This is a genomic window from Noviherbaspirillum sp. (assembly GCF_035254685.1).
Classification (GTDB): Bacteria; Pseudomonadota; Gammaproteobacteria; order Burkholderiales; family Burkholderiaceae_D; genus Noviherbaspirillum.
The window spans coordinates 62,201-88,106 of sequence record NZ_DATFAI010000025.1 but is presented as its reverse complement, the minus strand read 5'-3'; the positions used below and the strand labels follow the sequence as shown (position 1 = coordinate 88,106).

The following is a 25,906-nucleotide window of genomic DNA, read 5'->3' as shown; positions in this document are numbered from 1 at the left end:
GGGCACCGGAGTTTTTCCACAAAACAGCCCGCGTAGCTCAAACAGAAACGGAAATTCGAGAAAACTTTTCCGTGTTTTCGTGTTTTCCGTGGACAAAAATAACCCTCTTCCATGCGCAACCTGAATTCATCCGGACGCTCTACCGGTTGAGCGCCTCAACAAAAAAATCAATGAACGCGCGCACCCTTGCCGGCAGGTTGCGCTGCGTCGGGTAGAACACGAACAGGTCGGCCGGCGCAGGCTTGTATTCTTCGAGCACCATCTGTAGCCGGCCGCTCTGCAGGTATTTCGCGGCATCCCATTCCGAGCGCAGCAGTATGCCGTGGCCATCCAGCGCCCAGTTCAGCACCACGTCGCCGTCATTGCTCGACAGGCCGCCACTGACCTTCACCGTTTCAGTCTTGCGTCCCCGCGTCAGGCGCCAGATGCCGTGCGGGTCGTCGTTCTGACGATGAATGATGCAGCGATGCTGTGCCAGCTCCTCCGGCGTGCGCGGCGTGCCGAACTGCTTCAGATACGCCGGCGAGGCGCACAGGAATCTGCGGTTCGACATGAGCTTGCGCGCAGCGAGGCGCGCGTCCGGCAGCTCTCCGAAACGGATACCGAGGTCGAAGGCTTCTTCCACCAGGTTGATCGGGCGATCGGTCAGTTGCAGCTGCACCTCGACGTCGGCGTAACGCTGCGCGAACGCAGAGATGATGGGCGCCACGGTAGTGCGGCCGAAACCCAATGTCGCGTTCACCCGCAGCAGGCCTTTCGGCGCGGCCCGGCCGCCGGCCACCTGCTCTTCCATCTCCCGGATGTGGGCGAGGATTTTCGTCGCATGCGCAAGATACAGCTCACCTTCGCTGGTCAGGCTCAGCGTGCGGGTGGTGCGGTTCACCAGGCGCACGCCCAGTCGCTGCTCCAGTTGTGCCAGCCGCTTGGTCGCGGCGGGCGGCGTGATGTCAAGCTCACGCGCCGTGGCGGACAGGCTGGCTTTTTTGGCAAGCAGCACGAAGAAGGCGAGTTCGGAGGAGGAATCGATTTTCACTTTGGGTGAATAATGGTGTGAATCCAGGTGAATTATATGTTCTTCGGCGAGGCGTATTGTATCGACATCGCACGGCGCACAGGAAGCCGCGCCCTGTTCCAGGACACCTCTTCAGACCAAGGAGCCCGCCATGAAAATCGTGGAAATCCGCGAAAAGACTATCCCTATCAGTTCTCCCATCCGCAATGCCTACATTGACTTCAGCAAAATGACGCTGAGCCTCGTCGCCGTCATCACGGATGTGATCTGCGACGGCAAGCCGGTGGTGGGCTACGGTTTCAATTCCAACGGCCGCTACGGCCAGGGCAGCCTGATGCGTGAGCGTTTCATCCCGCGCATCCTTGCGGCGAACCCGGAGTCGCTGGTCAATGACGAGGGGACCAACCTCGATCCGCACAAGATCTGGAATTGCATGTTCACCAACGAAAAGCCGGGCGGCCACGGCGAGCGCTCGGTAGCGATCGGCACCATCGACATGGCGGTGTGGGATGCGGTGGCGAAGATCGAGAACAAGCCGCTGTTCCGCCTGCTGGCAGAACGCTACGGCGACGGCACGGTGAACAAGGAGATCTTCGTCTATGCGGCCGGCGGCTACTACTATCCGGGCAAGAACGACGACGCGCTCAAGGACGAGATGCGCAGCTATCTTGACCGCGGCTATAACGTGGTCAAGATGAAGATCGGCGGTGCGTCGCTGGCGGAGGACCTGCGCCGCATCGAGGCGGCACTCTCGGTGCTCGGCCCCGGTCAGCAGTTGTGCGTCGACGCAAATGGTCGCTTCGACATGGATACCGCGATCGCCTACGCGAAGGCGATGTCGCAATACGATTTGTTCTGGTACGAGGAGGCGGGCGATCCGCTCGACTTCGAACTGCAGGCGGTGCTGCGCAGCTATTACGACAAGCCGATGGCCACCGGCGAAGACCTGTTCTCCATGCAGGACGCGCGCAACCTGATCCGCTACGGCGGCATGCGTCCCGACCGCGACTGGCTGCAGTTCGACTGCGCGCTCTCCTACGGCCTGGTCGAGTACCTGCGCACGCTCGACATGCTGCGCCAGCACGGCTGGTCGCCAAGCCGCTGCATTCCGCACGGCGGGCACCAGATGTCGCTCAACATCGCCGCCGGCCTCGGCCTCGGCGGCAACGAATCCTATCCCGATCTGTTCCAGCCCTTCGGCGGCTTCCCTGACGGCGTCGAGGTGGTGAACGGGCACGTCACGATGCCGGAACTGGTCGGCATCGGCTTCGAAGGCAAGGCCAACCTGTACAGCGAGATGCGCGCACTGAGCAGCTGATCTCCGTTCTTGACATGCAGGCACCGGGCTTGACCCACCGCCGTTTGTTCAATGTCCACGGAAAACACGGAAAGCACGGAAAGCACGGAAAATCTTGAATTTCGTGTTTTTCGTGTTTTCCGTGGACAAAGGTTTTTGCGCAGTAGACAGGCCCCACCTGCGCCCCGCCCATCCGCCTTCCGCATACACTCCGCCACCCGCAATAAGGTTTTGACAAGCTTTGACTTGCATCAACGAAACGAAGCGGATCGAATGTCTACACTCGCTGCATGTGGGCTCGCAAGCGAACCATTATCATTGTTCTGTCGGTTGTCGCACTCGCCGGCATGGGCTGGCTTTTCTATCGACATGCCAATGACCGCTCACTTCCCGAAGGCTTGATCCAGGCCAATGGACGCATCGAGGGCGACCATGTCGTCGTCTCTCCCAAGATTGCCAACCGCATTGCCGAACTGCGCGTACGCGAAGGCGATACCGTGGTTGCCGGGCAGGTGCTGGCGATGATGGACGATTCGCAGGCCGGCGCGCGGGTGAAGCAACTGGAATCAGCTGTCGGCGCGGCACAGGCGCAGCTCGATGCGGCAAAGAGCGCCTACAGCGTGCTGAAAAAGGAGGTGCCGAACGGCATCGCCGTGGCCGAAGCCGGGCTTTCCCATGCGCGCAACAACGGCGCCAAGGCGCAGGCCTCGACGCAGCAGGCGGCGCGCGAGGCGGAGCGCGCGCACATGCTGGTGGAACGCCATTTCGTGGATGCGCAACGCGCCGAACAGGCTGAGCTCGCGCTGACTGCGGCAAAGGCGGATGAACGTTCGACACAGGATGCCATTCGGCAGGCGGAGAAGCAGCTTGCAGATGCCCGGTTGGGCTGGGACAGGCTGAAAGCGAAAGAGGCCGAGATCGCCGCGCTGCAAGCCCAGCTTGCGCAGGCCAGGGCAGCGCTGGAAGAAGCGCGCAGCGTGCTCGACGACCTGGCGATCAGGGCGCCCTCCGCCGGCGTGGTGCTCACGCGCTTTCGTGACAAGGGTGAAGTGCTCGGCGCGGGCAGCCCGATCTTCGACATCGTGGACCTCGACAAGCTTTACCTCAACGTCTACGTGCCGGAAACGCTGATTGGTAAAGTGCGCCTCAACCTGCCGGCGCGCATCTATACCGACACCTTTCCCGACACGCCCTTCCCCGCGACGGTGAAGATGATTTCCTCGCGCGCCGAATTCACGCCCAAGGAAGTGCAAACCCAGGACGAACGCACCAAGCTCACCTACGGGGTCAAACTCTACCTCGACAAGAACCCCGATCATCGCCTCACGCCGGGACTGCCCGCCGATGCGGTCATACGATGGAAAGAAGGTGTCGCGTGGGCCCCTCCCCGCTGGTAGCGTCCGACGTCATCCGCGTCGAAGGCTTCACGAAGAAGTATGGCACGACCCATGCCGCCGGCGACGTGAATCTGCACGTGCGTCGCGGCGAGCTGTTCGGTCTGATCGGTTCGGACGGCGCGGGCAAGTCCAGCCTTCTCAAATCGATTGCCGGCGTGCAGACCTTCGACGCCGGCACCGTCAACGTGCTCGGTGTGAGCCTCGATTCGGACGCCGCCTGCGAACGGATCAAGGACCGCATCGGCCTGATGCCGCAAGGCCTCGGACAGAACCTGTACGGCGAACTGAGCGTGGAGGAAAACGTCGATTTCTTCGCGCGCCTGCGGCTGGTCGATGAACGCACGCTGGCCGAGCGCAAGGAAAAGCTGCTGGCGATGACGCGCCTGACGCGCTTCAAGGACCGGCCGATGAAAAATCTTTCGGGCGGCATGAAGCAGAAGCTCGGCCTGGTCTGCACCCTGATGCATGAGCCGGAACTGATCATCCTCGATGAGCCGACCACCGGCGTCGATCCGGTCTCGCGCCGCGATTTCTGGACCATCCTCGCGCATCTCGTGCAGGAGCGCGGCATCACGGCGCTGATCTCGACGGCCTACATGGACGAGGCCAGCCGCTTCCATCGCGTCGCGCTGATGCATGAAGGCAGGATCCTCGCCACGGGCGAACCTGACGCGCTGCATGTGCAGTTGCCGCACGGCGCAGTCGAACCGGGCGCGCAACTGGAAGATATTTTCGTGGCGCTCATCGGAGACGGCGGGCATGGTGCGGAGCCGGTCCGGAAACCGGCGGAAACTACGACACCGGCAAAGCAGGTCAAGGCCATCGAAGCGCTCGACCTCACCTGCGACTTCGGCAGCTTCCGCGCGGTCGACCATGCCACATTCTCGGTTGCCTCCGGCGAAATCTTCGGCCTGCTGGGCGCGAATGGCGCCGGCAAGACCACCGCCATCAAGATGCTCACCGGCATTCTCCGCCCGACCAGCGGCACCGGCTATGTCGCCGGCGTCGACATGCGTTCCGCATCGCAAGGCATCAAGGAGCGCATCGGCTACATGTCGCAGGCGTTCTCCCTGTACACCGACCTGAGCGTGATCGAAAACATTCGCCTGTACGCCGGCATCTACGGCCTGGACAGAAAGCAGGCGGCGTCGCGCACCGAATGGGTGATGGAAATGGCGGGGCTGGCGGACAACCGCAACACGCCTGCTGCGAGCCTGCCGATGGGACTGCGGCAACGGCTGGCACTCGGTTGCGCCTTGCTGCACCGGCCCCAGGTGCTGTTTCTTGACGAACCGACATCCGGCGTCGACCCGATCGGGCGCCGCCGCTTCTGGCGCATCCTGTTCGACCTGGCGCGGCAGGACGGCGTCGCGATCCTCGTCACAACGCACCACATGTCGGAAGCCGAATACTGCGACCGACTGGCGCTGATGCATGGCGGGCGCATCATCGCCGATGCCTCGCCCGAACAACTGAAGCGCGAAACGGAGGCTGACGCCGGCGTGCTGCTGGAGATCGCAGCCAGCCCCCTGCAGCGTGCGCTGCTGTTGCTGACCGAGGCGGGGTTCACGGGCGCGTCGCTGCACGGCAAGTACATCCACGTGCTGTCCCGCGACCCGGAGCAAGACAGCGGGCACATCATGGAATTGCTCGGTGCGCTCGGCAGAGCGCCTTCCGTGACGCCGCAACCGCTCTCCATCGAAGACGTGTTCGTCCACCGCATTACCCGCCTTGAGCAAGGCAACAGCGCGGGAGCACAACCATGAACCTGCAACGCGTCACCACCCTGTTCCTGAAGGAATGGCGCGAGATCGTGCGCGACCGTGTGTTCTTCCTGCTGGCCTTCATCATGCCCGTCGCATGGATGGTGGTGTTCGGCTACGGCATGAACATGGACACGGTGAACATCCCCTTTGCCGTGCTCGACCAGGACCACTCCGCCATGAGCCGCGAGTATGCCAATCACTACATCGATTCGCGCTACTTTTCCTTCAAGGGCTACCTGCCGGACACGCATGAAGGCGACCGGCTGCTGCGCGCCGGCAAGCTGCGCCTGGTGCTCGTCATACCGCCGCGCTTCGAGCAGGACCTGAAGTCACGCAAGACGGTGGCGATCCAGTCGCTGCTCGACGGCACCTTCGCCTATCGTGTGCGCGGCATCGCCGGCTATGTCGATGCCATCAACCGCGATGCGAACAGCGCGTTGCAGGTACAGCAGTTGACCGAGCACTTCGGCATGCCGCCGTCGCGCGCGCAGGTGATGGTGCAGCCGATCCATCTTGAAGTGCGCTATCTGTTCAATCAGGCACTGCGCAGCATCTGGTCGGTGGCGCCTTCGCTCATCATGTTCACCATGATGGTCGCGCCCGCCGTGCTGACTTCACTGTCCGTGGTGCGGGAGAAGGAAACCGGGTCGATCTACAACATCTACGCATCCACCGTCACGCGCGCGGAATACCTGCTCGGCAAGCTCCTGCCCAATATCATGATCTCGACCGTGAACACGGTGGTGCTCTGGCTGATCGCGACGCTGCATTTCGGCGCACCCTTCAAGGGCAGCCTGCTGTTCTTCTTCGTTGCATCCGTGGTGTATGTCTCCTGCACCTGCAGCATCGGCTTCCTTGTCTCGACGCTGGTGCGCACGCAAGGCTCGGCGCTGCTGATCACGGTGATCCTCGCGATCGTGCCGGCGGTGCAGTTCTCCGGCATGTTCACGCCGGTGGCATTCCTACCCGACAGCTCGCGCCTGCTCGCGCATCTCTTCCCGCCGATGTACTACAACAACATCGTGCAAGGCACCTTCCTGAAGGGAACCGGCTGGGCACTCCTGTGGAGCGATGTGCTGTTCCTCGCCGTCTACGCCGCCGGCCTGCTGCTCGCCTCTTATGTTGTGTTTCGCAAGAGGACGCGGTCATGATCACGTCTACCGCTGCCGGCCGGGCGCTCACGCTGTGGGTGCGGCGTGTGGCCGTTCTCACGCAGAAGGACCTGAAGCAGCTCCTGCGTGACATCCCCTTGCTGGTCTTCGTCGTTTATGTGTTTACTCTCGATATCTACGTCGCGGGCGTGGGCATGACCGGCGAACTGCTGAATGCGCGGCTGACGGTGCACGACGATGACCGCAGCAAGGCGTCGCGCGAGCTGGTCTCTCATTTCATGCCGCCCTATTTCCTTTATGAAGGGCATGTCGCGCGCCCGGCACAGGGGCTGGAATTGCTGGACAAGGGCAAGACGATGATGACGCTCGACATCCCGAAGCGCTTCGATGAGACGCTGCGCAGCGGGAACGAGACGGCGCGGCTGCAACTGCAGGTCGATGCCAGCAATGTCGCGCTCGGCTATCTCGCACCCTCCTATGTCGAACGCATTCTCGGCAATTTCTCGCAGGACTATGTGCAGCAAACCAGGATGTCTCCGATCTCGTCGAGCGATCCGCCGCCGGCCATCGCATCCATCGACAATCGCATGCGCGTCGCCTTCAATCCCACGCTCAACGGCCACTGGTTCAATGCGGTCGGTCAATGGCTCACGATGATGACGGTGGTGGCCGTCCTGATCCCTGCCGCGGCGTTCGTGCGCGAGAAGGAACGCGGCACCATCGAGCAGTTGCTGGTTTCTCCGGTGTCGCCGTTTCAGGTCATGCTTTCGAAGGTGATCGCGACCACCATCCTCGTGGTGATCGGCTCGGCTGCCAGCCTGTATGCCATCATGCAACCACTGATCCACGTGCCATTTCGCGGAAGCGCGTTGCTGTTCTTTGCGCTGAATGCGCTGTATGTGTTCAACATTTCGGGGCTCGGCTTGCTGATGGCGACCTTCGTGCGCAACCAGGCGCAGGTCGGCATGCTCACCATCCTGATTTCCGCGCCGATGACCATGCTGTCGGGCACATGGACTGCGCCGGAATCGATGCCGCCGTGGCTGGCGGAACTGGTGAACTGGTCGCCCCTGCATCACTTCATCGAATGCTCGTACGGCATCATCTTCCGCGGCGCCGGGCTCGATGTATTGTGGCCGTCGGTGCTGGCCCTGATCGGGCTGGGCGGCGCCATGTTTGCGTTGTGCGTGTGGCGCTTCCGGCGGCAGTTCGGCTGATCATAGTCATAAAAAAAGACCCGCTGGCGCGGGTCTTCATGTAATGACTGCAGTTTATCAATGCCCGGATTTCGGATCCGGACCTGCTGCCGAGTAGAACACGTCATGGTTCTCCGGACCGGTGACATACAGGAAGCCAGCCAGTCCCTTTTCCAGGCGGGAGAGCGCATGGTCCACGAGGATGTACCTGCCGGGGTACTCAACCTTGAATTCCACCATGGTCGCACCGCCTGGCGCCACGGTCGTCGTCTGCACGTTCGTCAGCGGCGCCGAGGTCAGGTCGCCCATGCTGTAGACGCGGTCGAACACTTCACCGATCACATGGAAGCTCGATGTCTTGTTCGGGCCGCCCACGCCAAAGAAGATGCGCACGGTTTCACCGACCTTCGCTTCCATCTTGTAGGTCTTCGTCAGCGCATCGTGCGTGCCATTGAAGGTCATGTGCTCGGGGCGCTCGTCGAGCAGGTTCTGCAGCGAGAATTCGTTTTCGCCGTGCGTGCCGTGCTTCTGCGTCGTGTACAGCTCACCCTGCATCACGTAGAACTCGCGATCCACCTTGGGCAGGCCACCTTCCGGCTCGACGAGGATCATGCCGTACATGCCGTTCGAGATGTGCTGCGCCACCATCGGTGTCGCGCAGTGGTACACATAAAGACCGGGGTTCATGGCCTTGAAGCGGAAGCTCTTGCCGGTTCCCGGCGCAGCCTGCGTGACCGCTGCGCCACCGCCAGGACCAGTCACCGCATGGAAGTCCACCGAGTGGATCATATGGCTGTCCTTGGCATTGGCCAGGTTCACATTCACCGTGTCGCCGACGCGTACGCGGATGAACGGGCCGGGCACCTTGCTGTTGAAGGTCCAGTAGCGATAGGTGGAACCGTCCATCAGCTGGCCGAGCACTTCGGTGGTTTCGAGGTTGACGTTGACGACCTCCGGTCCGCGCTTGCCGACTGGCTGGCCGACTTCGAGCGGGCTGCGCGCAACCTCTGCCGCTTTCGGCGCTGCCGGCGCTACCGTATCCCCGACGATAATCTTGCCGATCATGCCTGCCTGCATGTGGCCGGGCAGCGAGCAGATGTACTGGAACTCGCCCTTCTTGTCGGCGCGGAACACGACGGAAGTGCTGGCGCCCTTTTCGTTCAGCTTGTTCGACTGGGTGGAGAAATCAGGCACGGTGAGATCATGCTGCGCGCCGTCGCCATTCACGAGGTTGATCTGCACGACGGCGCCTTCGGCCACCTTCAGCTGCGGATTCACCTTGCCCTTGATGTCGCCGCTCTCGCCGATGAACACCAGTTTTCCATCGGCGATATCGGTACGCAGCGTGAACGTGACATCAGGCCGGTATTTGACGGCTGCGCTGCTTTGCGCGTGGTCCGACGCTGCATGGACGGTGCCGATGGAAGCCATGCCGAGCACGACGCCGGCAATCGCGAGGGAGATCAGTTTTTGTTTCATTTGTTTTGCCATTTCTTTTGCCTTTTGCTTTGCCTTAAGTCGCTGCCAGAGATGAAGAAGTCTCCGGATCAGTTCGGCGAAATGATGCATTGAAAATGGATCTTTACGGCATGATCCAGGTCAAAATTTTCTGAGAAGCAAGCAAGTTGCAACACAAGGCGATAATGAAATCATTCGGACGCAATCACATTGGATCGGGTCGATACGACAAGGGCATGCAGGCCGGCCAATGACTGCAACGTGATGTAAGAAGCGCGGCGAGGGAAGAGATTGGTACAGGGAATGTCTGTCATTCATGCGGCGAATCGCTCGCACGACATGTGCTGCGGCGGTACGACCAAGAGTGCAGTCTGCAGAGTCATGGCTGCAAACATGACAGGGATCGGAGCGGGATCAGGATCAGAGGTGCACTGCGGAGACCTATCGCGAGCGCTGTGCCGCAGATGCCGAAAGCCAGTCCTTTTCATCGACGGCCGCCAGCTTCTCAAGGCAATCGATCTCGTTGTCGGACAAGCCTTCCACCACCGTAGGATCGTCCTGCTTGAGCCGGCCGCGACGCACGAGGATGTCGATCTTGCTGAGGTAATCGCCCATCCAGAGTATCTTGCCGATGGCCGAGAGGCGGGCCAGCTTTTCATCGGATTCCTGCTCGCGGATCGCGGTCGTGACGGCCTCCGGAAAGCGCCATTCGCGCCCGATATTGCCGGTCAGGATACGCGCCTTCGCCGCCAGCTCATTGCAGAAGGTCGGTGATCCGATTGGTTGCCTGCCGTCCGAAATCCTGTCGATGATGCGCAAGGACACCGTGAGCCCGACGTTCTGCACCAGCCCTGCAAGGAAGGCATCGAGCGGGTCAGCCGGACTGTTCTGCGCCAGCAGGTTGCAGGCGAATGCGCATTGCTCCGATTGCGCCCAGAGGCGTGGCGCGAGGTTGTACGTAAACGCGCCCGAATGGAGGTTGATGATGGGCCGGAACGCGACACCGGAGATGAGCTGCCGCAGGCCGTTCTGCCCGAGCACCAGGATCGCATGGTCGATGCCCTCGATAGGCTTGCCGGGGCGGAAGGCGACGCTGTTGGCCAGGCGCAGTACTTCGGCGACGAGGACGACATCGTGCGAGATCCTGCGCGCCAGTTCGACGCCATCGAACTCCGGGTTGCGCAGGCTTTGCAGCAGATGTGGAATCACACCTGGCATGCGGTGCACCATGTGCGCGCCGGAGTCCTTCGAATTCACCACCTCGTCGAGCGCGGCGAGGACCGCGTCCTCGTTCCGGTTGGTGAAGATTTCCGTCTGCTGTTCGGTTTCGAACAGCCAGCTGGAAAACATGAAATCGATCTGATAGCGCTGCAGCGCCGATACATCATCGGCGGCGAAACGAGGCGGCCGCATGGCCCGTGCAGCAGATGCAGCAGGTGCATGGACGGCCTCCTGCGTAGCAGGCGCGACGGCAGCCTTGCCGGAGCCGAAGAAGAGACTTCGTAACCAGTCGATCATGGGGAGTCGTTTCAATGCGCGTTGTCGGGCCGCCGGCGTGCAGCGGTGAAGTTGCCTTTCGGCATTATTCAAACACGCATTGAAGGGCTTGCCAAGGAATAAATCGTGCACTCCGGCCAGCCGGAACGGGCGACGTATTCCTGGGCACGAACGGAAGCACGGCAGCCATCGCCGGAAGCGGGATGGCTGCCGGAACCGGGCAGCGTACCTGGCGCGCCTGTCAGGAGACCCAGGTGGTGCGCAGGCAGATATGGTCCTCCGGGAGCGCCGAGAGGACATTGCCGCGCTGCAGGAAACGTTGTTCAGTGTCCGGATCCTGCAGGTGCAGCAGTTGTCCCGCCATCACATCGTAGACCGGGATCTCGCCCGCCGGGCGCACGCACAGCCGGTACTTCACCCTGCCGTCCGGGCGCAGGACGTCGATGTTCCCGATCAGGTCCACACGGATGCGATAGCGCTCGCCAGTGCTGCCGCCAACCACGTGGAAATGCTTGCAGCGGCGGAATTCCTGGCGTTGCTCCGGACTCAACTGCTTCAGCAGCAGGGTGAGCGATTTACGGTTCGCCCGCCGCTCGCAGCGGATCACCTCGCGTCGTGTCCGGTCGCTGTCGCGCTGCGTCTGCTGCATCCAGGACATGGCCCGGTCGAACACCCTGAACACGCGACGAGTATTGGCGCACACGCTTGATACCAGGCGATTGCGCCGATGCGTGGCAGTTGCCCGTGCAGCCTCCACGGAAGCGTCTGTCGTATCGGTGCGGGCAAGGCAGCGGCGGAAGACCTGCCATGCCCGGTTCAAGGCGGGCACGTCAGCCCCCTACCGTCCTCGGAACCATCACCACTTCTTCGAGCGTCGGATCGAACGCCTTCAGCACATGCTTCGTCTCCGCCTTCTCCTTTGACCCGAAAGCCGAATAACCCTTTTCGATCAGCCGGTCAAAGGTCTCCTGCGCTGCCGCGATCTCCTTCGGGTCGCCCATGTTCCATTTCAACTCTTTGTGGCCAGACGAATCCATGATGCTCATCTCGCCGATCCATGCTTGGGGTGCTTTGCCCATCATTTGCTCCTTGCCATCCGGGTTTCAAAAACTCCCTTCTTGATTGGGCTGCTGTTTTTTTCCGCTGCTCTTTGCGGCAACGTCGAACACGATTGCAGCCATCTCCTCAAAGGACATCAACGACGCAAACAAGATCGCGCCGCCGCCCGAAGAAACTGTGATCTACATCAAGCAACGATGCCGCGCATCGCTCCCCTGTTACACGTCTTCAGGTTTCCCTCGCCATTCTTCGACCATCTTTGTTTGCGCGCAGTTCGATGTTCAGGTAGATCAATCCTGCCAAAGTCAGCGGCAGCAGGTAGTAAATGACGCGGTAGGTCAGCAGTGCGGCCAGCAGTTCGCTCCTCGGATACCATCCGGGCAGCAGGGCCACGAATACCGCTTCCAGGACCCCCAGGCCGGCGGGAATGTGGGTGATCACACCCGCAATGGCAGCCACCAGCAGGCTGCCGAGCACCATCGCATAGGCGATCTTCTGTTCGAGCAAGACAAACAGCGTTGCCGCCATCAGCATCCAGTTGAGCGAAGACATGCCGAACTGCAAGAGCGCCATCCGACCGGAAGGCAGCCACAGCTCGCGTCCCCTGAAAGACCAGCGCCGCCTGCTGAACGCGCACAGCAGCAGGTAGGCGAGCGCGGCGGCCAGCAGCACGCCGGCCAGTGCCTGCAAGCCGATAGTGCCGATCCGCCACCCATCAGGCAGCGCGACCGGCGGGCGCAGGAAGACCAGGCCGGTGAGCAGCACGTAGCCGATCCAGTTGGTCAGCATGCTCATCGCCACCACCTGCGTGATCGCATCGGCGCCGAGGCCGAACCGCGAATACAGGCGGTAGCGGAAGGCAACGCCGCCCACCATGGCGCCGATGTTGAGATTGAAGACGTAGCTGATGAAGTTGATCGTCATCACGCGGCGCACGGGCAAAGCATGCCCGGTCAGCCGGCGGCCGAGCAGGTCGAAGCAGCTATAGAGCGCAAAACTCGCCGCCGCCAGCAGCGCGGCTGCCAGCAGATCCGTGACGGGTCGCTGACGCATCGTGTCCAGCACCTGGCCCCATTCGACCGAACGCACCTGCTTCGCCAGCAGGAGCACGACCACGACAAAGAACGCCAGCGTCAGCAGCCGGCCCAGCCCGCGCCACACTGCCTTTTTCTGTCCGCTCATGGCGGCGCCGTCTCTTGCAGGCGGTCCGTTGCGGCAGGACGATCAGTCTCGGGCAAGGAGGCGAGCGTCGGCGCGTGTGCAGGCAAGTGCCCGGCCCAAGCCGGATAGCGGCGCAGCAGATGGAACAGGACGAAGCTGCGCAGCTTGCGCCATGCGCTCGATTCATGCAGGTCTTCGGCCCGGACCAGGCGACAGCTGGTTGCGATCAGTCCCTCCAGGTTTTGCGCAAGCTGCGCATTGAAGTCGCGGTCGTAGACCATGATGTTCGCCTCCAGGTTGAGCGCCAGGCTGAACGGATCGAGATTGCTCGATCCTACCGTCGTCCATGTGTCGTCCACGAGCGCAACCTTGGCATGCAGCGGCCGCTCGCAATACTCGTAGATGCGCACGCCGCCATCAAGCAGATGGTGGTACAGCATGGCGGCGGCGGTCTGCACCACCGGCATGTCCGGCCTGCCCTGCAGGATCAGCGACACTTCCACGCCACGGCGCGCGGCCTTGCGCAGCTCGCGCAGGAAGGCATAGCCGGGGAAGAAGTAGGCGTTCGCGATCACCACGCGCCGGCGCGCGAGCCTGATCGCAAGCCGGTACTGGCGCTCGATGTCGTTGCGGTGCTCGCCGTTGTCGCGCCACACGAAAACGGTATCGGCCGTGCCCGCTTCCGGCAGCACGGGAACGGCCGGCGGCGCGCGCCTTCGGCGGAACCAGCGCCGCTCTGCCCTGCCTTGCGCAAGCGCTGCCAACATGAAGCCGTGGATGTGCGCCACCACCGGCCCTTCGATCTCGACGGCATAATCCTGCTTCGCCGCGGGCCCGAAATCGGCGAGGTGGTCGGCGGCAAAGTTGATGCCTCCGACGAACGCGTGCACGCCGTCGATCACTACCAGCTTGCGGTGCAGCCGGCGAAAATAATTGACCCGCCCGAACAGCTTCGGGGCCGGATCGAACACATGCAGGCGCACGCCGGCGGCAACCAGCGAGGACGTGAACTCTTCCGGGAAGGGCAACGAACCGAAGCCGTCGATCGTGATGTCCACCTGCGCACCGGCGCGCGCCGCCGCCAGCAAGGCCGCATGCAATTGCTTGCCTACCTTGTCGTCGTACCAGATGAAGGTCTCGATGAGCACCTCGCGCCGCGCGGCGGCAATCATTTCAAACACGCGCGGAAAAAACTGCTCGCCATTCTCCAGCAGCGACACCTTGTTGCCCGGAATCCATCTCAAGCTCACCTGCCACCCTCCCCGGCCCGATGCGCGTTTACCGGCCAAGGCCGTTGGTGGGACCGCGTTCCGTGCCGGGCGTTTTGTCGCCGGATCCGCCGCCCTGCGAGCCGACGCCGGGCGCGATCGGGTTCGAGCCACCGCCCGACGCCGTGCTGCCCGATCCTGTACTGGAAGCACCCGATCCGACCGACGCGCAGTCACTGGCGTTCGACGAATTCGGCTTGGTCAACGCATAGCCGCTGCCGGTGCCGCCGCTACCGTGATTCCGGTCTTCGCTGCGCGCGATCGCAGCGGGACAATCCGCAGCAGCGCCCGAGGCGGAGGTACCCGGTGTGTGCGACCCGCCGGTGGAACCCGGCACTGCCGATGAAGAGCTGTCCTGCTGGACCGGCGCGACGGGACTCCCGGTGCCGAGCGTAGCGGCGCTGGAGCTGGGGGTGCTGGTCGATGCCGAGCGCGATGTCGATTGTGCTGATGTGATGCCTGAAACGGCCAGCATCGCGACGAACAGCGTTGCCGGGACAAAAGCTTTCATGTTTCCTCCGCGAAGAAGCGAATGGCAAAGAAGGATGGCGTGCAAGGAGCATGCCATTCGCGGAAGAAGCAGATGCAGCAGGGAAGGATCAGACGTGACGATGCCGCATGGCATCGTCCACTGGCATCATTCGATGTGGGCAGCGTGGAGCAAGCGGTGGTACAGGCGTTCGCATGTTGGCAGGCCGTGTCGTTCCGCCGCACGACTTGTGGAAGAACGCGATGTCCTTTCGGCAATCGCCAGCCAGCACGCTGCGCTGGCGAGCAGATGCAGCAAGGCGCACGCGGCAATCACCGCGCATGCCAGGGCCTCGACCTGCACCAACTGCCGGCGCAGCCCTTCCAGCAGGTATTGCTGTTCGCTCTGGAGGGTCCACTGCAAAAGGCACCAGGCGCCGAGGAAAAACACCACGACCACGGTGGCAATGCGCATGGACAAGGCGTACCGGATTTGCCTTTCTTGCGGGGAAAGCTGTTGTTGTTGCTCATTGAACATGACGGATCTTTCCTTGCGCCAGCGCGTGTCAAGCGGAACAATGATCGGATGGAACGATATTGCCGCAGCGCGACATGCAGATCCAATTCTGTTTGCTCATATCGGCTATCCGCGGCATGAATATCACCGCGTGGTTGCCAATATGCCATGCGCCGTGGCGCTTGACCCTCACGCCACGTCAGGCTTTATCGTGACGACTTGGAAGCCAAAGGAGAATCCGATTGCACCCGACCCAGGACAACATGATCCACGCCGGCGAACCAAGCAGGTCTGCTCTGCGGGTCGCCGCCCTGCGCGCGGCGCACCAGTTGCTCGATGAACCTGTCGTGTTCGAAGACCCGCTGGCGCTGGCCATTCTCGGCGCGGAAAAAGAGGCGAAGATCCGCACCGACCCGGAGCGGTTCAACAATCCGTTTTTACGCGGCCTGCGCGCGGCGCTGGTGGTGCGCAGCAAGGTGGCGGAAGATGAACTCGCCAAAGCGGTGCACGATGGCGTACGGCAGTATGTGGTGCTGGGCGCGGGCCTGGACACCTTCGGTTGCCGCAACCCCTGGTCCGGTGATGGTCTGCGCGTCTTCGAAGTCGACCATCCGTCCACGCAGCGCTGGAAGTGCGAGATGCTGGAAAGTGCCGCCATCGCGCAGCCGGATTCGCTGACATTCGTCGGCGTCGACTTCGAGCGCGATGTGCTCGCGCAGCGCCTGAAGGAAGCCGGCTTCCGCCCGGATCAGCCAGCCTTCTTTTCATGGCTGGGCGTGGTCTTCTATCTCACGCCGGACGCCGTGTTCGAGACCTTGAAGTTCGTCGCCTCCCTGCCTTCGGGAAGCGCGATCGTGTTTGATTACAGGGTGGAGCCGTCGCTGCTCGACGAGCGCGCACGCGCCGTCAACGAATACCTGGCCTTGCATGTCGCTGGGCAGGGGGAACCGTGGAAGTCCGCCTTCGATCCGGTGGCGCTGTGCGACACGCTGCGTGGCATGGGATTCACGGAGGCGCGAGACCTCACGCCGGATGCATTGAATGCGCGTTATCTCGCGCAGCGCGAGGACAAGCTGGCGGTGGGCGGCGCATTCCGCCTGATGTGCGCGAAGGTCTGAAGAAGCTGTTTCAGGGTGCGGTCACGGCCGCCTGCGCAGCCTGCCGCAGTGCTTGCTCGAACACCTCGACCGGCTGTCCGCCGCTGACGAGGTAGCGGTCATTGATGATCACCGCCGGTACGGAATGGATGCCCAGGTCGAGATAGAAGCGCTCCTGGCGGCGTGTCTCTTCAGCATATTCGTCGCTCGCGAGGATATCCGCGGCGCGCCGCGCGTCCAGTCCGGATTCCTGCGCCAGCCGCGCCAGCACGGCGTGGTCGCCCGGGTTTTCGCCGTCAGTGAAATAGGACTTGAACAAGGCATGCTGCAACGCCCTCTGCCTGCCCTCCAGCTGAGCCCAGTGCAGCAACCGGTGCGCATCGAACGTGTTGTAGATCCGGCTGCGCCGCTCCATGCGGAAGGTGAAGCCGACCGCTTCGCCGCGCGCGCGTATCATCTCCTGGTTGCGCTCCATCTGTTCGCGCGTGCTGCCGTACTTCTCGGCCAGGTGTTCCAGCACATCCTGGCCTTCGGCCGGCATGTGCGGGTTGAGTTCGAAAGGCTGGAAAGCCAGCTCGACGTTCAGTCCATCGCCGATGCGCTGCATCGCCAGTTCGAGCGCATTGAGGCCGATGGCGCACCAGGGACAGGAAATGTCGGAAACAAAATCGATTTTCAAGCGCGGTCTCACTTCAGTTCATCACGTGGCGGCGGGGCCTTTTTCTTGTGCTTCGACTTGTCGGCAGTGATCACGGCCTTCAGGCGCTGCAGCCTTGCATATTCTTCAGGATCGTTCTTGGCCAGCTGATGCTCGCGCCATTTGTAGAAAATCGCCAGTCCCAGCATGGCAGCCGCACCCGCCGCGAGCTTGCCGCCATGCGCGCCGAGCAGGGTTGTCGGTTTTTCACTATCGCTACCCGTCTGGCCGTCTGGTGATGCCTGCGTCGCCTGTAGTGGCTGCGGCGGCTGTGGTGCCTGCGGCGCGGCAGCAATCTGGCGCGGCATACTCTCCGGGCGCCCTCGGAAAATGCCGGATTTCGGCGACAGGGAATTCAATGCAGAAGCTTGTTCCGGGGACATGGGAGACCTGCCTTTCCTGTTCGTCACGCGGTCGCGGGACACTTCATCCGATTAGTCCTGAAACCGCCCAACTGGTTCATCGGAATGCGGGATCGTTTGATGTCTTCACGGCACCAGCGCCGAGATGTTGACGCATCACAACTGTCACAACATACGCGATCGGCGCGGCAGGCTCCATGATCTCGCGCAACTCTGCCGCGAACGGGTCAGATCAGTACATCCTGCAGCAGCGTGCGCGCCTTTGCATCGTTGTCGGTGCTCAGCGCCACGAAGGCGAACCCGTCCTGCCGCTGCAGCGTGCTGATGCCGCGCAGCGACAGGTTGGCGTCGTTCAGCTCGCGCGTCACGCGCGCCAGCGCACCGGGCTGGTCCGCAATGCGAATCGTGATCAGGTCGTCCGAGACGACCTGCAGCCCGAGCTGGTGCAGCAGGCGCATCGCGTCGCCAGGGCGGTCCACCACCAGTTCCAGCACGGCATTGCGTCCCACCGTCTCGCCTTCGATCTTCTGGATGTTGATCTGCTTTTCCGCCAGCCGGTCGGCAATGTCGGCCATCACGCCCGGGCGGTCTTCGACAATCAGTTTGATCGATTTCATGCCTGCTCCTTCACGATGTCGGCGATCAGCGCATCAATCAGCTCCGGCTCGGTGCCGGGAGCAACGATCAGGTGACTGATGGCATCCTGGGTCGCCAGTTGCCATTTGCTCTTGAGGGCATCACTGACGCGCGGGAAAACCACCGTCAGCGCATTGTCATTGCGCCATGCCGCGATGCCGTTTTCGTTCATGCGCTCCACCGCATGCTGCGCGACTTCCTGGCAGCGCGCCAGGCGTTTCCTCAAACCCTCTTCGCCCATCATCCTGATCGCATACCACAGCAGCAGCGGCGTGAACGCATTGCGCGAGCCGGTGATGGTCGTGTCCATGCTGCCGATATAACCGATGCTGCGGCCGATGCGGTCGACATTGCGCTTCCTGGCGATCACCACGCCGCAAGGCATTGGTGCGCCGATGAACTTGTGGCCGCTCATCGCGATCGAGTCCGCGCCCTCCGCGAAGTCGAAGGCCGGCTTCGGGTCGAGGAACTGCGCGAACGGTCCGCAGAAGGCCGCGTCGCTGTGGATGTAATGCTCACGCACCACGAGCTTCTTCAGGATCTCCTGGATGCGGCGGATGTCATCCCTGCCCTCCTTCATCGTGGTTCCGATGTTGGCAAAAATGATGGACGGAACATCGCGATGCAGGCGGACGCTTTCCTCCAGGTCTTCGTAGTCGATCTCGCCGTTCGGCTGCGAGCGGATCATGATGTGCCGCAGGCCGAGGAAATGCACATTCTTGGCGACGCTGTAATGCGTGTCTTCCGAAAAATACACGATGCCGTTCGGATACAGCTCGCGCGCCAGGTACAGACCGTAGAGATTGCCTTCCGTGCCGCCGTTGGTGACATAGCCCCAGTAGTCGTCCTGCGGCGCCCGGAACAGTGCGGCGAAGAATTCGATGACCTCGCGTTCCATCTCGCGCGTGCCAACGCGGTAGGTGCTGGCCTGGAAAGGGTCGCCGATATTATTGGAGGGGAACTGCAGGAACCTGTACAGCGGTGCGTAATCGAAATCCCGCGCCACCGGGTAGCCAAGGGCATCTTGCGAAGCGCGGCTCATTGACTCGTAGAGCGCGTCGAGGCGTGCCTGATCGTGTGCTGCAAGCATGAATGACCTCATGTCTTCTGGTGTGGAATGAGAGGAAATGCGAGGCGAGGCCGATTGGGCCGGGCCTTCTTTTCCCGCCCGGGTGAGGCGGGAAATCTGCGAAGCCCGTATGATAATTGCTTCTCGTCAGCTTTTGCGATGCGTTGTCAATTATTTCGGCAACATCCTGCCTCGCAAGCCGTTCGCCTGTATCTGCCGGCCCACATCGCGCACCCTTGTTGCTCTACCCGCATGATATTTTTTCCAAACGCCCCTATAATACGGCGCCCTGCTCCATTCGCTGCCCTGAAAATTTCGAAGCAAAGACTTCATTTTCACGCGGCGGCAACTGACAGTAGTCTGAATTGACCAAGATTGACATTCCGAAGAATTTACTTTTGCGCGCGCGAGACTTCGCGGCGGGGAGCGTTGCGCCCGTAACGGGCCTGCCTTCCGCAAAAATGATGCAACCTCACGACCTTCGCCACGTCTAAACGCGCCAAGTCTTGTAATCGATATTTACGCAATGACAAAACCGACCAAAACTCTGACATTAACCAGCAAGGCGCCTCGCCCCTCCACGACCGTACCGACTGTCCGCACCCTGAGCCCGTCCCTCGACCCGCTGCAGGAAGCGACCAAGGTCGTCGTGGTGACGAAGCCGCGCCGGCTGGCGCCGGGCACCATCGGCAATGCGGAGCACAATGCCGACATGACGGAGTCGGCGCCGGCCGCGCCGGAACTTGCCGCGCAACGAGAACCTGTCGTGGTGCGCAGGAGCGCGACCAAGGTCGTGATCAAACCCCCAGTCACCGCGCCTTCGCAACCTGTCGTCACGAGCACGGCACAACCAGCCAGTGTTCCCGCCGCTCCGACCGTCGCCGTCACGACGCAGCCCAAGGATGAGATCAAGCCCGCTCCCAAGGCGCGCGTAGTACGCGCCGCGCCCGCAGTCAAGGCAGCCGAGCCGGCGCCGGCTGCACGGCCAGAACCATCCCCCGCGCCCGACACGAGCAGCTACGTCCTGCCGGAACAGAAGGCTCCCGGCCGCCGCGGACGCCGCCCGGCCGATTTCGGCGCAGAAAACGATGAAATCGCGGCGCTGAACGCCGTTGAGCGCGCAGAACTGAACGCGGCACGCTCGCTCAAGCAGGGCCGCGCGACCGAGGCCGAACTCAGTCCGGAAGACATGGAACAGCGCCGCAAGCTGATGGCCTCGCTGATCCGCATCGGCAAGGAACGCGGCTTCCTCACGCACGCGGAGATCCACGACCACCTGCCGGACGACTCCGTCGCGCAGGACTCGATCGACACCCTGATCCTCACCCTGACCGACATGGGCATCGCCGTGTACGAGCAGGCGCCCGACGAGGAAACGCTCCTGCTGTCCGAGAACGTGCCGACCGCTGCCAGCGACGACGATGCCGAAACGGCAGTCGTGACCGCGCTGTCGAGCATGGACGGCGACTACGGCCGCTCCACCGACCCGGTGCGCATGTACATGCGTGAAATGGCGACCGTGCCGCTGCTGACGCGCCAGGGCGAGATCGACATCGCACGGCGCATCGAAGCCGGCTTCAAGGACATGATGCAGGCGATCTCCGCCTGCCCCGCCGCGATCGCCGAACTGCTCGCACAGATCGAGCGCGTGCGGAAGGAAGAAATCAAGGTCGACGAAGTCATCGATGGCCTGGTCGATGCCGAAGCGGATGACCCGGTGATTATCACCGCCGAGGAAGCCGAAGAGGAAGACCTCGACGAAGAACTCGAAGAGGAAGACGACGACGCCGGGGAAGGCGCCGCAGTGCGCCTCGGCGATGAACAACTCGACCAGTTGCAGAAGAAAGTGCTGGAGAAGTTCGCCGTCATCTCGGCGCAATTCGATCTCATGCGCGCCGCGGCGGAACAGGAAGGCCGCGATTCGCAGGCATGCGCACAGGCACAGCGGGCGATCTCGGCGGAACTGCTCGGCGTGCGCGTCGCCGCCAAGCTGGTGGAAAAACTGTGCGACACCGTGCGCGCGCAAGTCGACGAGGTGCGCAGGGCCGAGCGTCAGATCCTGGACATCGCCGTCAACAAGTGCGGCATGCCGCGCGAGCGTTTCATCCGCGTGTTCCCCGGCAACGAGACCAATCTCGGCTGGGCCGATGCGGAAGCAGATGGCGGAAATGCGTACGGCCCGGCGATGCGCCGCTACATTCCCGCGATCCATGAACTGCAGCAGAAACTGCTCGACCTGCAGGTACGCGTCGGCCTGCCGCTGGACGAGCTGCGCAAGATCAACAAGCAGATGATCACCGGCGAATCGCGCACACAGAAGGCCAAGCGTGAAATGACCGAGGCCAACCTGCGCCTCGTGATTTCCATCGCGAAGAAATACGTCAACCGCGGCCTGCAGTTCCTCGACCTGATCCAGGAAGGCAACATCGGCCTGCTGAAGGCGGTGGACAAGTTCGAATACCGTCGCGGCTACAAATTCTCCACCTACGCGACCTGGTGGATCCGCCAGGCCATCACGCGTGCGATCGCCGACCAGGCGCGCACCATCCGCGTGCCGGTGCACATGATCGAGTCGATCAACAAGATCAACCGCATCAGCCGCCAGATCCTGATGGAGACGGGTTCGGAACCCGATCCGGCGACGCTCGCGATGAAGATGGACATGCCGGAAAAGAAGATTCGCGAGATCCTCAAGATCGCCAAGGAACCGGTCTCGATGGACACGCCGATGGGCGACGACGGCGATTCGCACCTCGGCGATTTCATCGAGGACAGCATGACCATGGCGCCGGCCGATGCAGCCGCACTCGCATCGATGCGCAACGTGATCAAGGACGTGCTCGATTCGCTGCCGCCGCGCGAAGCCAAGGTGCTGCGCATGCGTTACGGCATCGACACCGGCAACGACCTGACGCTGGAAGAAGTCGGCAAGCAGTTCGACGTGACGCGTGAACGCATCCGTCAGATCGAGTCGAAGGCCATGAACAAGCTGCGCCATCCGTCACGCGCGGATCGCCTGAAGACCTTCCTCGAAAACGAGTGATGAAGACATGCTCTCCCGCGCGGGGGAGCATGTTGTCATGCATGCCGTGCCTGTCCTGTAGCAGAAGCAATCGACAGGTACTCGGCAAATCCTTCTTGCAGTCACTTCATCTCAACCAGTACCACTGCATGTACCTGTCGTAAAAGAGGCCCTGCCGCGCCAGGTCGTCCCTCGTGCTTGCCTGCACGATGCAGCTGCGCCACTGTTCGCTTCCCTGCGACAAACCCTGCCTCGCGCAAGCCGGCCCATACTCCGCAGACATCGCCTTCACCGGGTCTTCACGATAGGCCGCCCGCTCTTCGGGCGTGCCGCAAGCGACGAGCAGAACCGTCACGGCGCAAAGCATCATTGAGGTACGCATCGCGATCTCCTTGTTTTTGAGCAGGATGCTTGCCGTCAGCGCGGGTGCATGGCTGCATCCTGCTTTCAGCATAGGTGAGGCGCGATGAAATGCGAGGTCGATCGAGGCATTCGATTGATCTGGCACCGGAGGCAGCGGCAGGGTCCGCGACGGCCAGGCGCCCGGAGACCGGATGCGGCGTGTTTGTTATTTCCGGTAGCACAATCTGGCAACCAAATGTTGTCCCGCATCTACGCCTGGCTTCGAAGGTCAATGGCTTGGCTTCCCGGGTCAACCGGAAAGCCGAAGCGCCCGCGCCAGCTATGGTGAAATCAATCCCGGCTCGTTTGCGCCGCATTCGATACCACAATGCAAGCAGACAGGCATCACAAAAACAAGAATTCAAATTCAATCAGTTGGAGACAAACCATGTTGCCCGATCGCTTTCATTTCCCGCCGCCCCTGCCCTTATTCCAGGTGGGTGCTTGCGTGCATCACGGGCATTAGTCCTTCGCAAGGACCTATCCCAGTCGGGAACGCTCGCCTTGCGCGTCGCAAGCACCTGATGCCGCATCGCTCCGGCTGACGGATTTATCAATCGCATTGGTACCTGCCGTGGTTTCCCGCATGGTCGGGAGGCGCGCTTACGCTCGCGATGCGCAGCGTCCAGGGCACACGCGGCGGTTGTCGACCGGGATAGGGCTTTCGAGTCGTATCAGGCAGTCACGCACATCCATACAAACCAAGGAGACCACAATGACGTTTGCACTCAAGGCATGGAAGCGCACCTCGCGCTTCCTGGCTACGGCAACCGTCGCGCTGTCTGCGTTGTTTGCAGGCGGAACGGCAGTTGCGGCCAACAATGATCCGATCGTACTGGTTCACGGGTTCCTGGGATTCGGTCCCAACGAACTGCAGGGAACCAATTTCAAGTACTGGGGCGGCTTCAACGACATCGAATCGCACATGAGGACTTACAACGGCACGCACCAGGTGTACACCGCCTCGGTCGGGCCGGTGAGTTCGAACTGGGATCGCGCGGTCGAACTGTATTACCAGATCAAGGGCGGGTGCGCCGACTACGGCGCCAGGCGCACTGCGCAATACGCCGCGTACGGCAAGATCCAGAAGCCGGCGGGAAAATGCTGGGCGGCGGATCCGAACAATAACCCGAACCACTACCCTGTCGCGCTATATCCGCAGTGGGACGCATCTCATCCGATTCATTTCGTTGCCCACAGCCAGGGCGGCCAGACAGTACGTACCTTGATCCAGCTGATGGAGAACGGTTCGCCGAACGGCGATGAAGGCGGCGGCGATCTCTACACCGGCGGCAAGGTCGGCTGGGTCAAGAGCGCGACGACGATTGCCAGCCCGCACGACGGCACCACGCTGCGCGATATCATCATCGACTATGTGCCAACAGTTTCCGATTTGCTCGGCAAGATCGTGCAAGTGGCCGGCCTGGGCGGCTCCAGCGCGCTGTACGGTTTCGACCTGGAACAGTACGGGATGGCGCAGGGTCCGTCGGAGAGCCTGGGCGACTTCCTCAACCGCACCGGCGGCGCGCCCTTCTGGTCGCTGAGCAACCACGACTCCGCGCAATGGGACCTCGGCCCGGACGGCGCAAGGGAACTCAATGCCTGGGTGAAGACCTCGCCGAACGTCTACTATTTTTCGGTGGGCAGCAAGGCGACGGAACAGGGCAGCTTCTGCTGCAACGGCACCGACCGCCTCATCGCGCCGTTCCAGAGCAGCAGCTACCAGTATGCGCGCGACGACATGATCTTCTTCACGAAGAATACGGCAGGTGAATGGGTGGTGCCTTCCATCTTCACGCGCGGCATGGGTTCCTACACGCAGACCGATCCGAGCCGCGTGATCATCGACAGCAACTGGTTCCCGAATGATGGCGTGGTCAACACGATCAGCATGCATGGCCCGAAGGGACAATACCAGCGCAACTACGACGGCACTGCCGTGCGCGGAGCGTGGAATTACCTCGGCTACTACAACCAGTATGATCATTTCGATGTGATCGGCTGGGAGCGCGCGACGTGGGAGGTCTATCCGATCTACCACTACCTCACGAACATCATCTACGGCCTGTAATTCAGCACCGGGGAGCGGGGCCGCGACGACGGCCTCGCCGTCACTCCACGCGACATGCAACAAGAGGAAAACGATGGGAAACAGGAAATCCGTCATGTGGGCAGGAGCGGCGATGCTCGTCACGGTAGCGCTGCTTGCCTCGCAGTGGTCGAGGCATGAAGAGGCAGCACCGAAAGCAGTCGCCGAGCCCGATCTCTTTCCCTTCCTGAAGCCGGCGAGCGGCGTGGCTCAGCCGGACCAAGGCTCGGTCAGCCTCCCGCAACAGTCCTCTCTGACGCCTGTAGCCGCGGCAGCCGAAGGAAAACGATCAGCGCTGGCTCAGCTCGTCATCGCGCAGAAGACGGCGCAAAGCCTGCGCACGCAAGGCGCGACGGAAGACGAGGTGTACCGCATGCGGGCCACTACACTGACGGCGGGGGATGCCGACCGCCTGGCCGCGCTCGATCGCGCTGAAGCAGAATGGCAGGCACGCGTCAGCGCCTATCTTGCCGAGATCGGAAAACTCTCTGCAGATCCCTCCTCGAACCGGCAGCAAGCCCTCCAGCAATTGCGCAACGCGCGATTCAGCCCGGAAGAACAGGCGCGCCTCGCGGCGTATGAATCGCAAGGGCTGCCACATCTGAGCATGGATCGGTAGCGGATGCGGATCAGGCTGGTGGACGACGAACCGGTGGGTTCAGCTGCGGCACAAAAAACATTTGTCCACGGAAAACACGGAAAACACGGAAAACACGGAAAACACGGAAAATATTGTTGAGTCCTGTGTTTTCATGGTGGCACACCGGGTTCTTCCGAAGGCAGCGATAAGGCGATGGTGGTGGCGGTGCGCCGGCGTGTGCGTCGCAGGCCGTCAGTAATCGTAGCCTAGCGACAAGCCGCCGCCCCAGCTCACATTGCCATCGGAGCGCGTCCCGGAGACGTAGGTCTGCGTCTTCCATGAATTGTCCAGCCTTTGCTTGAAGCAGGCGGTGAGACCGCGCCGCGCAGGAACGGCGGCGGATGGCTTCTCCTTACAGTCGAATGCAAACCCCTCCTCTTCCATGGGAGCGAGCTTGAGTGGTGCCGCTGCCGAGGAGGGAATGCGCGACGGCAGGCCAGGCGAATTTGCGGCGATGGCGGGAAAAGCGGTGGCCGTCAGGCCGCGCAGGTCGCCTGCGCCGGGATGACGTTTGTCGGAGACGGCGCCACTTGTCTTGAGGAAGGGATCATGAAACAGGTTGTAGGTGATGATCCTGTGCTGCCTGTCCTTTTCGGCACGCCTTGCCTTCGCGGTCTTGGCGTGCATAACTTTCCTGGCTGTGGCCACCGTCCTTGCACTGTGCTGCTCGTTCCGCTGATGCAG

Annotated in this window: 24 protein-coding genes; 9 read left to right on the top strand and 15 right to left on the bottom strand. The window is 62.1% G+C overall.

Annotated features, from left to right (window positions below; all coding sequences use genetic code 11):
- Positions 1-139 precede the first annotated feature (139 nt).
- Entirely contained in the window at positions 140-1,033 is an 894-nt protein-coding gene (locus tag VJ698_RS12240; RefSeq protein WP_324103044.1) for a LysR substrate-binding domain-containing protein, read from the bottom strand.
- Positions 1,034-1,163: 130 nt separating this feature from the next.
- On the opposite strand from VJ698_RS12240, the gene VJ698_RS12235 reads away from it, so the two are divergent.
- The 5 genes from VJ698_RS12235 to VJ698_RS12215 all read left to right on the top strand — a co-directional run bounded on the left by VJ698_RS12235 (position 1,164) and on the right by VJ698_RS12215 (position 7,801).
- Positions 1,164-2,330 carry a mandelate racemase/muconate lactonizing enzyme family protein gene (locus VJ698_RS12235; protein ID WP_324103043.1) on the top strand — a complete coding sequence of 389 codons (1,167 nt, stop codon included), beginning with the start codon at positions 1,164-1,166 and terminating at the stop codon, positions 2,328-2,330.
- Positions 2,331-2,599: 269 nt separating this feature from the next.
- Complete coding sequence (locus VJ698_RS12230) at positions 2,600-3,706, top strand: HlyD family secretion protein (protein WP_324103042.1); 1,107 nt, start codon at positions 2,600-2,602, stop codon at positions 3,704-3,706.
- A complete protein-coding gene (locus VJ698_RS12225; protein ID WP_324103041.1) occupies positions 3,685-5,472 on the top strand; it encodes an ATP-binding cassette domain-containing protein in 1,788 nt (595 codons plus the stop codon). The genes VJ698_RS12230 and VJ698_RS12225 overlap by 22 nt, the downstream gene beginning before the upstream one ends.
- A complete protein-coding gene (locus VJ698_RS12220; protein ID WP_324103040.1) occupies positions 5,469-6,623 on the top strand; it encodes an ABC transporter permease in 1,155 nt (384 codons plus the stop codon). Before VJ698_RS12225 ends, VJ698_RS12220 begins: the two co-directional genes overlap by 4 nt.
- The gene (locus VJ698_RS12215) at positions 6,620-7,801 is read left to right on the top strand and encodes an ABC transporter permease (RefSeq protein WP_324103039.1); all 1,182 of its coding nucleotides are present in this window, start codon (positions 6,620-6,622) and stop codon (positions 7,799-7,801) included. Before VJ698_RS12220 ends, VJ698_RS12215 begins: the two co-directional genes overlap by 4 nt.
- A gap of 57 nt (positions 7,802-7,858) precedes the next feature.
- Here the strand turns inward: VJ698_RS12215 and nirK are convergent, their stop codons facing one another.
- The 8 genes from nirK to VJ698_RS12175 all read right to left on the bottom strand — a co-directional run bounded on the left by nirK (position 7,859) and on the right by VJ698_RS12175 (position 15,229).
- On the bottom strand, positions 7,859-9,259 hold the full coding sequence (nirK, locus tag VJ698_RS12210) for a copper-containing nitrite reductase (protein WP_324103038.1): 1,401 nt from the start codon (positions 9,257-9,259) through the stop codon (positions 7,859-7,861).
- Positions 9,260-9,679: 420 nt separating this feature from the next.
- Positions 9,680-10,756, bottom strand: coding sequence for an HDOD domain-containing protein (locus VJ698_RS12205; RefSeq protein ID WP_324103037.1), 1,077 nt, complete (start codon positions 10,754-10,756; stop codon positions 9,680-9,682).
- Positions 10,757-10,976: 220 nt separating this feature from the next.
- A complete protein-coding gene (locus tag VJ698_RS12200; RefSeq protein ID WP_324103036.1) occupies positions 10,977-11,564 on the bottom strand; it encodes a hypothetical protein in 588 nt (195 codons plus the stop codon).
- A 1-nt stretch (position 11,565) separates the two neighbouring features.
- Complete coding sequence (locus VJ698_RS12195) at positions 11,566-11,817, bottom strand: hypothetical protein (protein WP_324103035.1); 252 nt, start codon at positions 11,815-11,817, stop codon at positions 11,566-11,568.
- A gap of 205 nt (positions 11,818-12,022) precedes the next feature.
- Entirely contained in the window at positions 12,023-12,976 is a 954-nt protein-coding gene (locus VJ698_RS12190; RefSeq protein ID WP_324103034.1) for a lysylphosphatidylglycerol synthase domain-containing protein, read from the bottom strand.
- Positions 12,973-14,205 carry a cardiolipin synthase ClsB gene (gene clsB, locus VJ698_RS12185; RefSeq protein WP_324103033.1) on the bottom strand — a complete coding sequence of 411 codons (1,233 nt, stop codon included), beginning with the start codon at positions 14,203-14,205 and terminating at the stop codon, positions 12,973-12,975. Before clsB ends, VJ698_RS12190 begins: the two co-directional genes overlap by 4 nt.
- A 28-nt stretch (positions 14,206-14,233) precedes the next feature.
- Entirely contained in the window at positions 14,234-14,734 is a 501-nt protein-coding gene (locus tag VJ698_RS12180) for a hypothetical protein (protein ID WP_324103032.1), read from the bottom strand.
- Positions 14,735-14,860: 126 nt separating this feature from the next.
- On the bottom strand, positions 14,861-15,229 hold the full coding sequence (locus VJ698_RS12175) for a hypothetical protein (protein ID WP_324103031.1): 369 nt from the start codon (positions 15,227-15,229) through the stop codon (positions 14,861-14,863).
- Positions 15,230-15,450: 221 nt separating this feature from the next.
- On the opposite strand from VJ698_RS12175, the gene VJ698_RS12170 reads away from it, so the two are divergent.
- Positions 15,451-16,326: an SAM-dependent methyltransferase gene (locus VJ698_RS12170; protein ID WP_324103030.1), complete on the top strand. Its 876-nt coding sequence runs from the start codon at positions 15,451-15,453 to the stop codon at positions 16,324-16,326.
- Between the two features lie 10 nt (positions 16,327-16,336).
- Here the strand turns inward: VJ698_RS12170 and VJ698_RS12165 are convergent, their stop codons facing one another.
- From VJ698_RS12165 to VJ698_RS12150, 4 genes are all read right to left on the bottom strand, one after another.
- Positions 16,337-16,984 (bottom strand): DsbA family oxidoreductase, encoded by a 648-nt coding sequence (locus VJ698_RS12165; RefSeq protein ID WP_414691151.1) that lies wholly within the window; start codon positions 16,982-16,984, stop codon positions 16,337-16,339.
- An 8-nt stretch (positions 16,985-16,992) separates the two neighbouring features.
- Positions 16,993-17,385 (bottom strand): hypothetical protein, encoded by a 393-nt coding sequence (locus VJ698_RS12160; protein WP_324103028.1) that lies wholly within the window; start codon positions 17,383-17,385, stop codon positions 16,993-16,995.
- A gap of 206 nt (positions 17,386-17,591) precedes the next feature.
- Positions 17,592-17,981 carry an ACT domain-containing protein gene (locus VJ698_RS12155; RefSeq protein ID WP_324103027.1) on the bottom strand — a complete coding sequence of 130 codons (390 nt, stop codon included), beginning with the start codon at positions 17,979-17,981 and terminating at the stop codon, positions 17,592-17,594.
- Positions 17,978-19,090 (bottom strand): histidine decarboxylase, encoded by a 1,113-nt coding sequence (locus tag VJ698_RS12150; protein WP_324103026.1) that lies wholly within the window; start codon positions 19,088-19,090, stop codon positions 17,978-17,980. The genes VJ698_RS12155 and VJ698_RS12150 overlap by 4 nt, the downstream gene beginning before the upstream one ends.
- 505 nt (positions 19,091-19,595) lie before the next feature.
- Here VJ698_RS12150 and rpoD point away from each other — a divergent pair.
- Positions 19,596-22,112: an RNA polymerase sigma factor RpoD gene (gene rpoD / locus VJ698_RS12145; protein WP_324103025.1), complete on the top strand. Its 2,517-nt coding sequence runs from the start codon at positions 19,596-19,598 to the stop codon at positions 22,110-22,112.
- A gap of 106 nt (positions 22,113-22,218) precedes the next feature.
- Here rpoD and VJ698_RS12140 read toward each other — a convergent pair whose 3' ends face one another.
- Positions 22,219-22,473: a hypothetical protein gene (locus VJ698_RS12140; RefSeq protein WP_324103024.1), complete on the bottom strand. Its 255-nt coding sequence runs from the start codon at positions 22,471-22,473 to the stop codon at positions 22,219-22,221.
- A gap of 735 nt (positions 22,474-23,208) precedes the next feature.
- Here VJ698_RS12140 and VJ698_RS12135 point away from each other — a divergent pair.
- Both VJ698_RS12135 and VJ698_RS12130 read left to right on the top strand, forming a co-directional pair.
- Complete coding sequence (locus VJ698_RS12135) at positions 23,209-24,564, top strand: lipase (RefSeq protein ID WP_324103023.1); 1,356 nt, start codon at positions 23,209-23,211, stop codon at positions 24,562-24,564.
- 94 nt (positions 24,565-24,658) lie between these two features.
- The gene (locus VJ698_RS12130) at positions 24,659-25,201 is read left to right on the top strand and encodes a lipase secretion chaperone (RefSeq protein WP_324103022.1); all 543 of its coding nucleotides are present in this window, start codon (positions 24,659-24,661) and stop codon (positions 25,199-25,201) included.
- 213 nt (positions 25,202-25,414) lie between these two features.
- Here VJ698_RS12130 and VJ698_RS12125 read toward each other — a convergent pair whose 3' ends face one another.
- On the bottom strand, positions 25,415-25,849 hold the full coding sequence (locus VJ698_RS12125) for a hypothetical protein (protein WP_324103021.1): 435 nt from the start codon (positions 25,847-25,849) through the stop codon (positions 25,415-25,417).
- Positions 25,850-25,906: the final 57 nt, after the last annotated feature.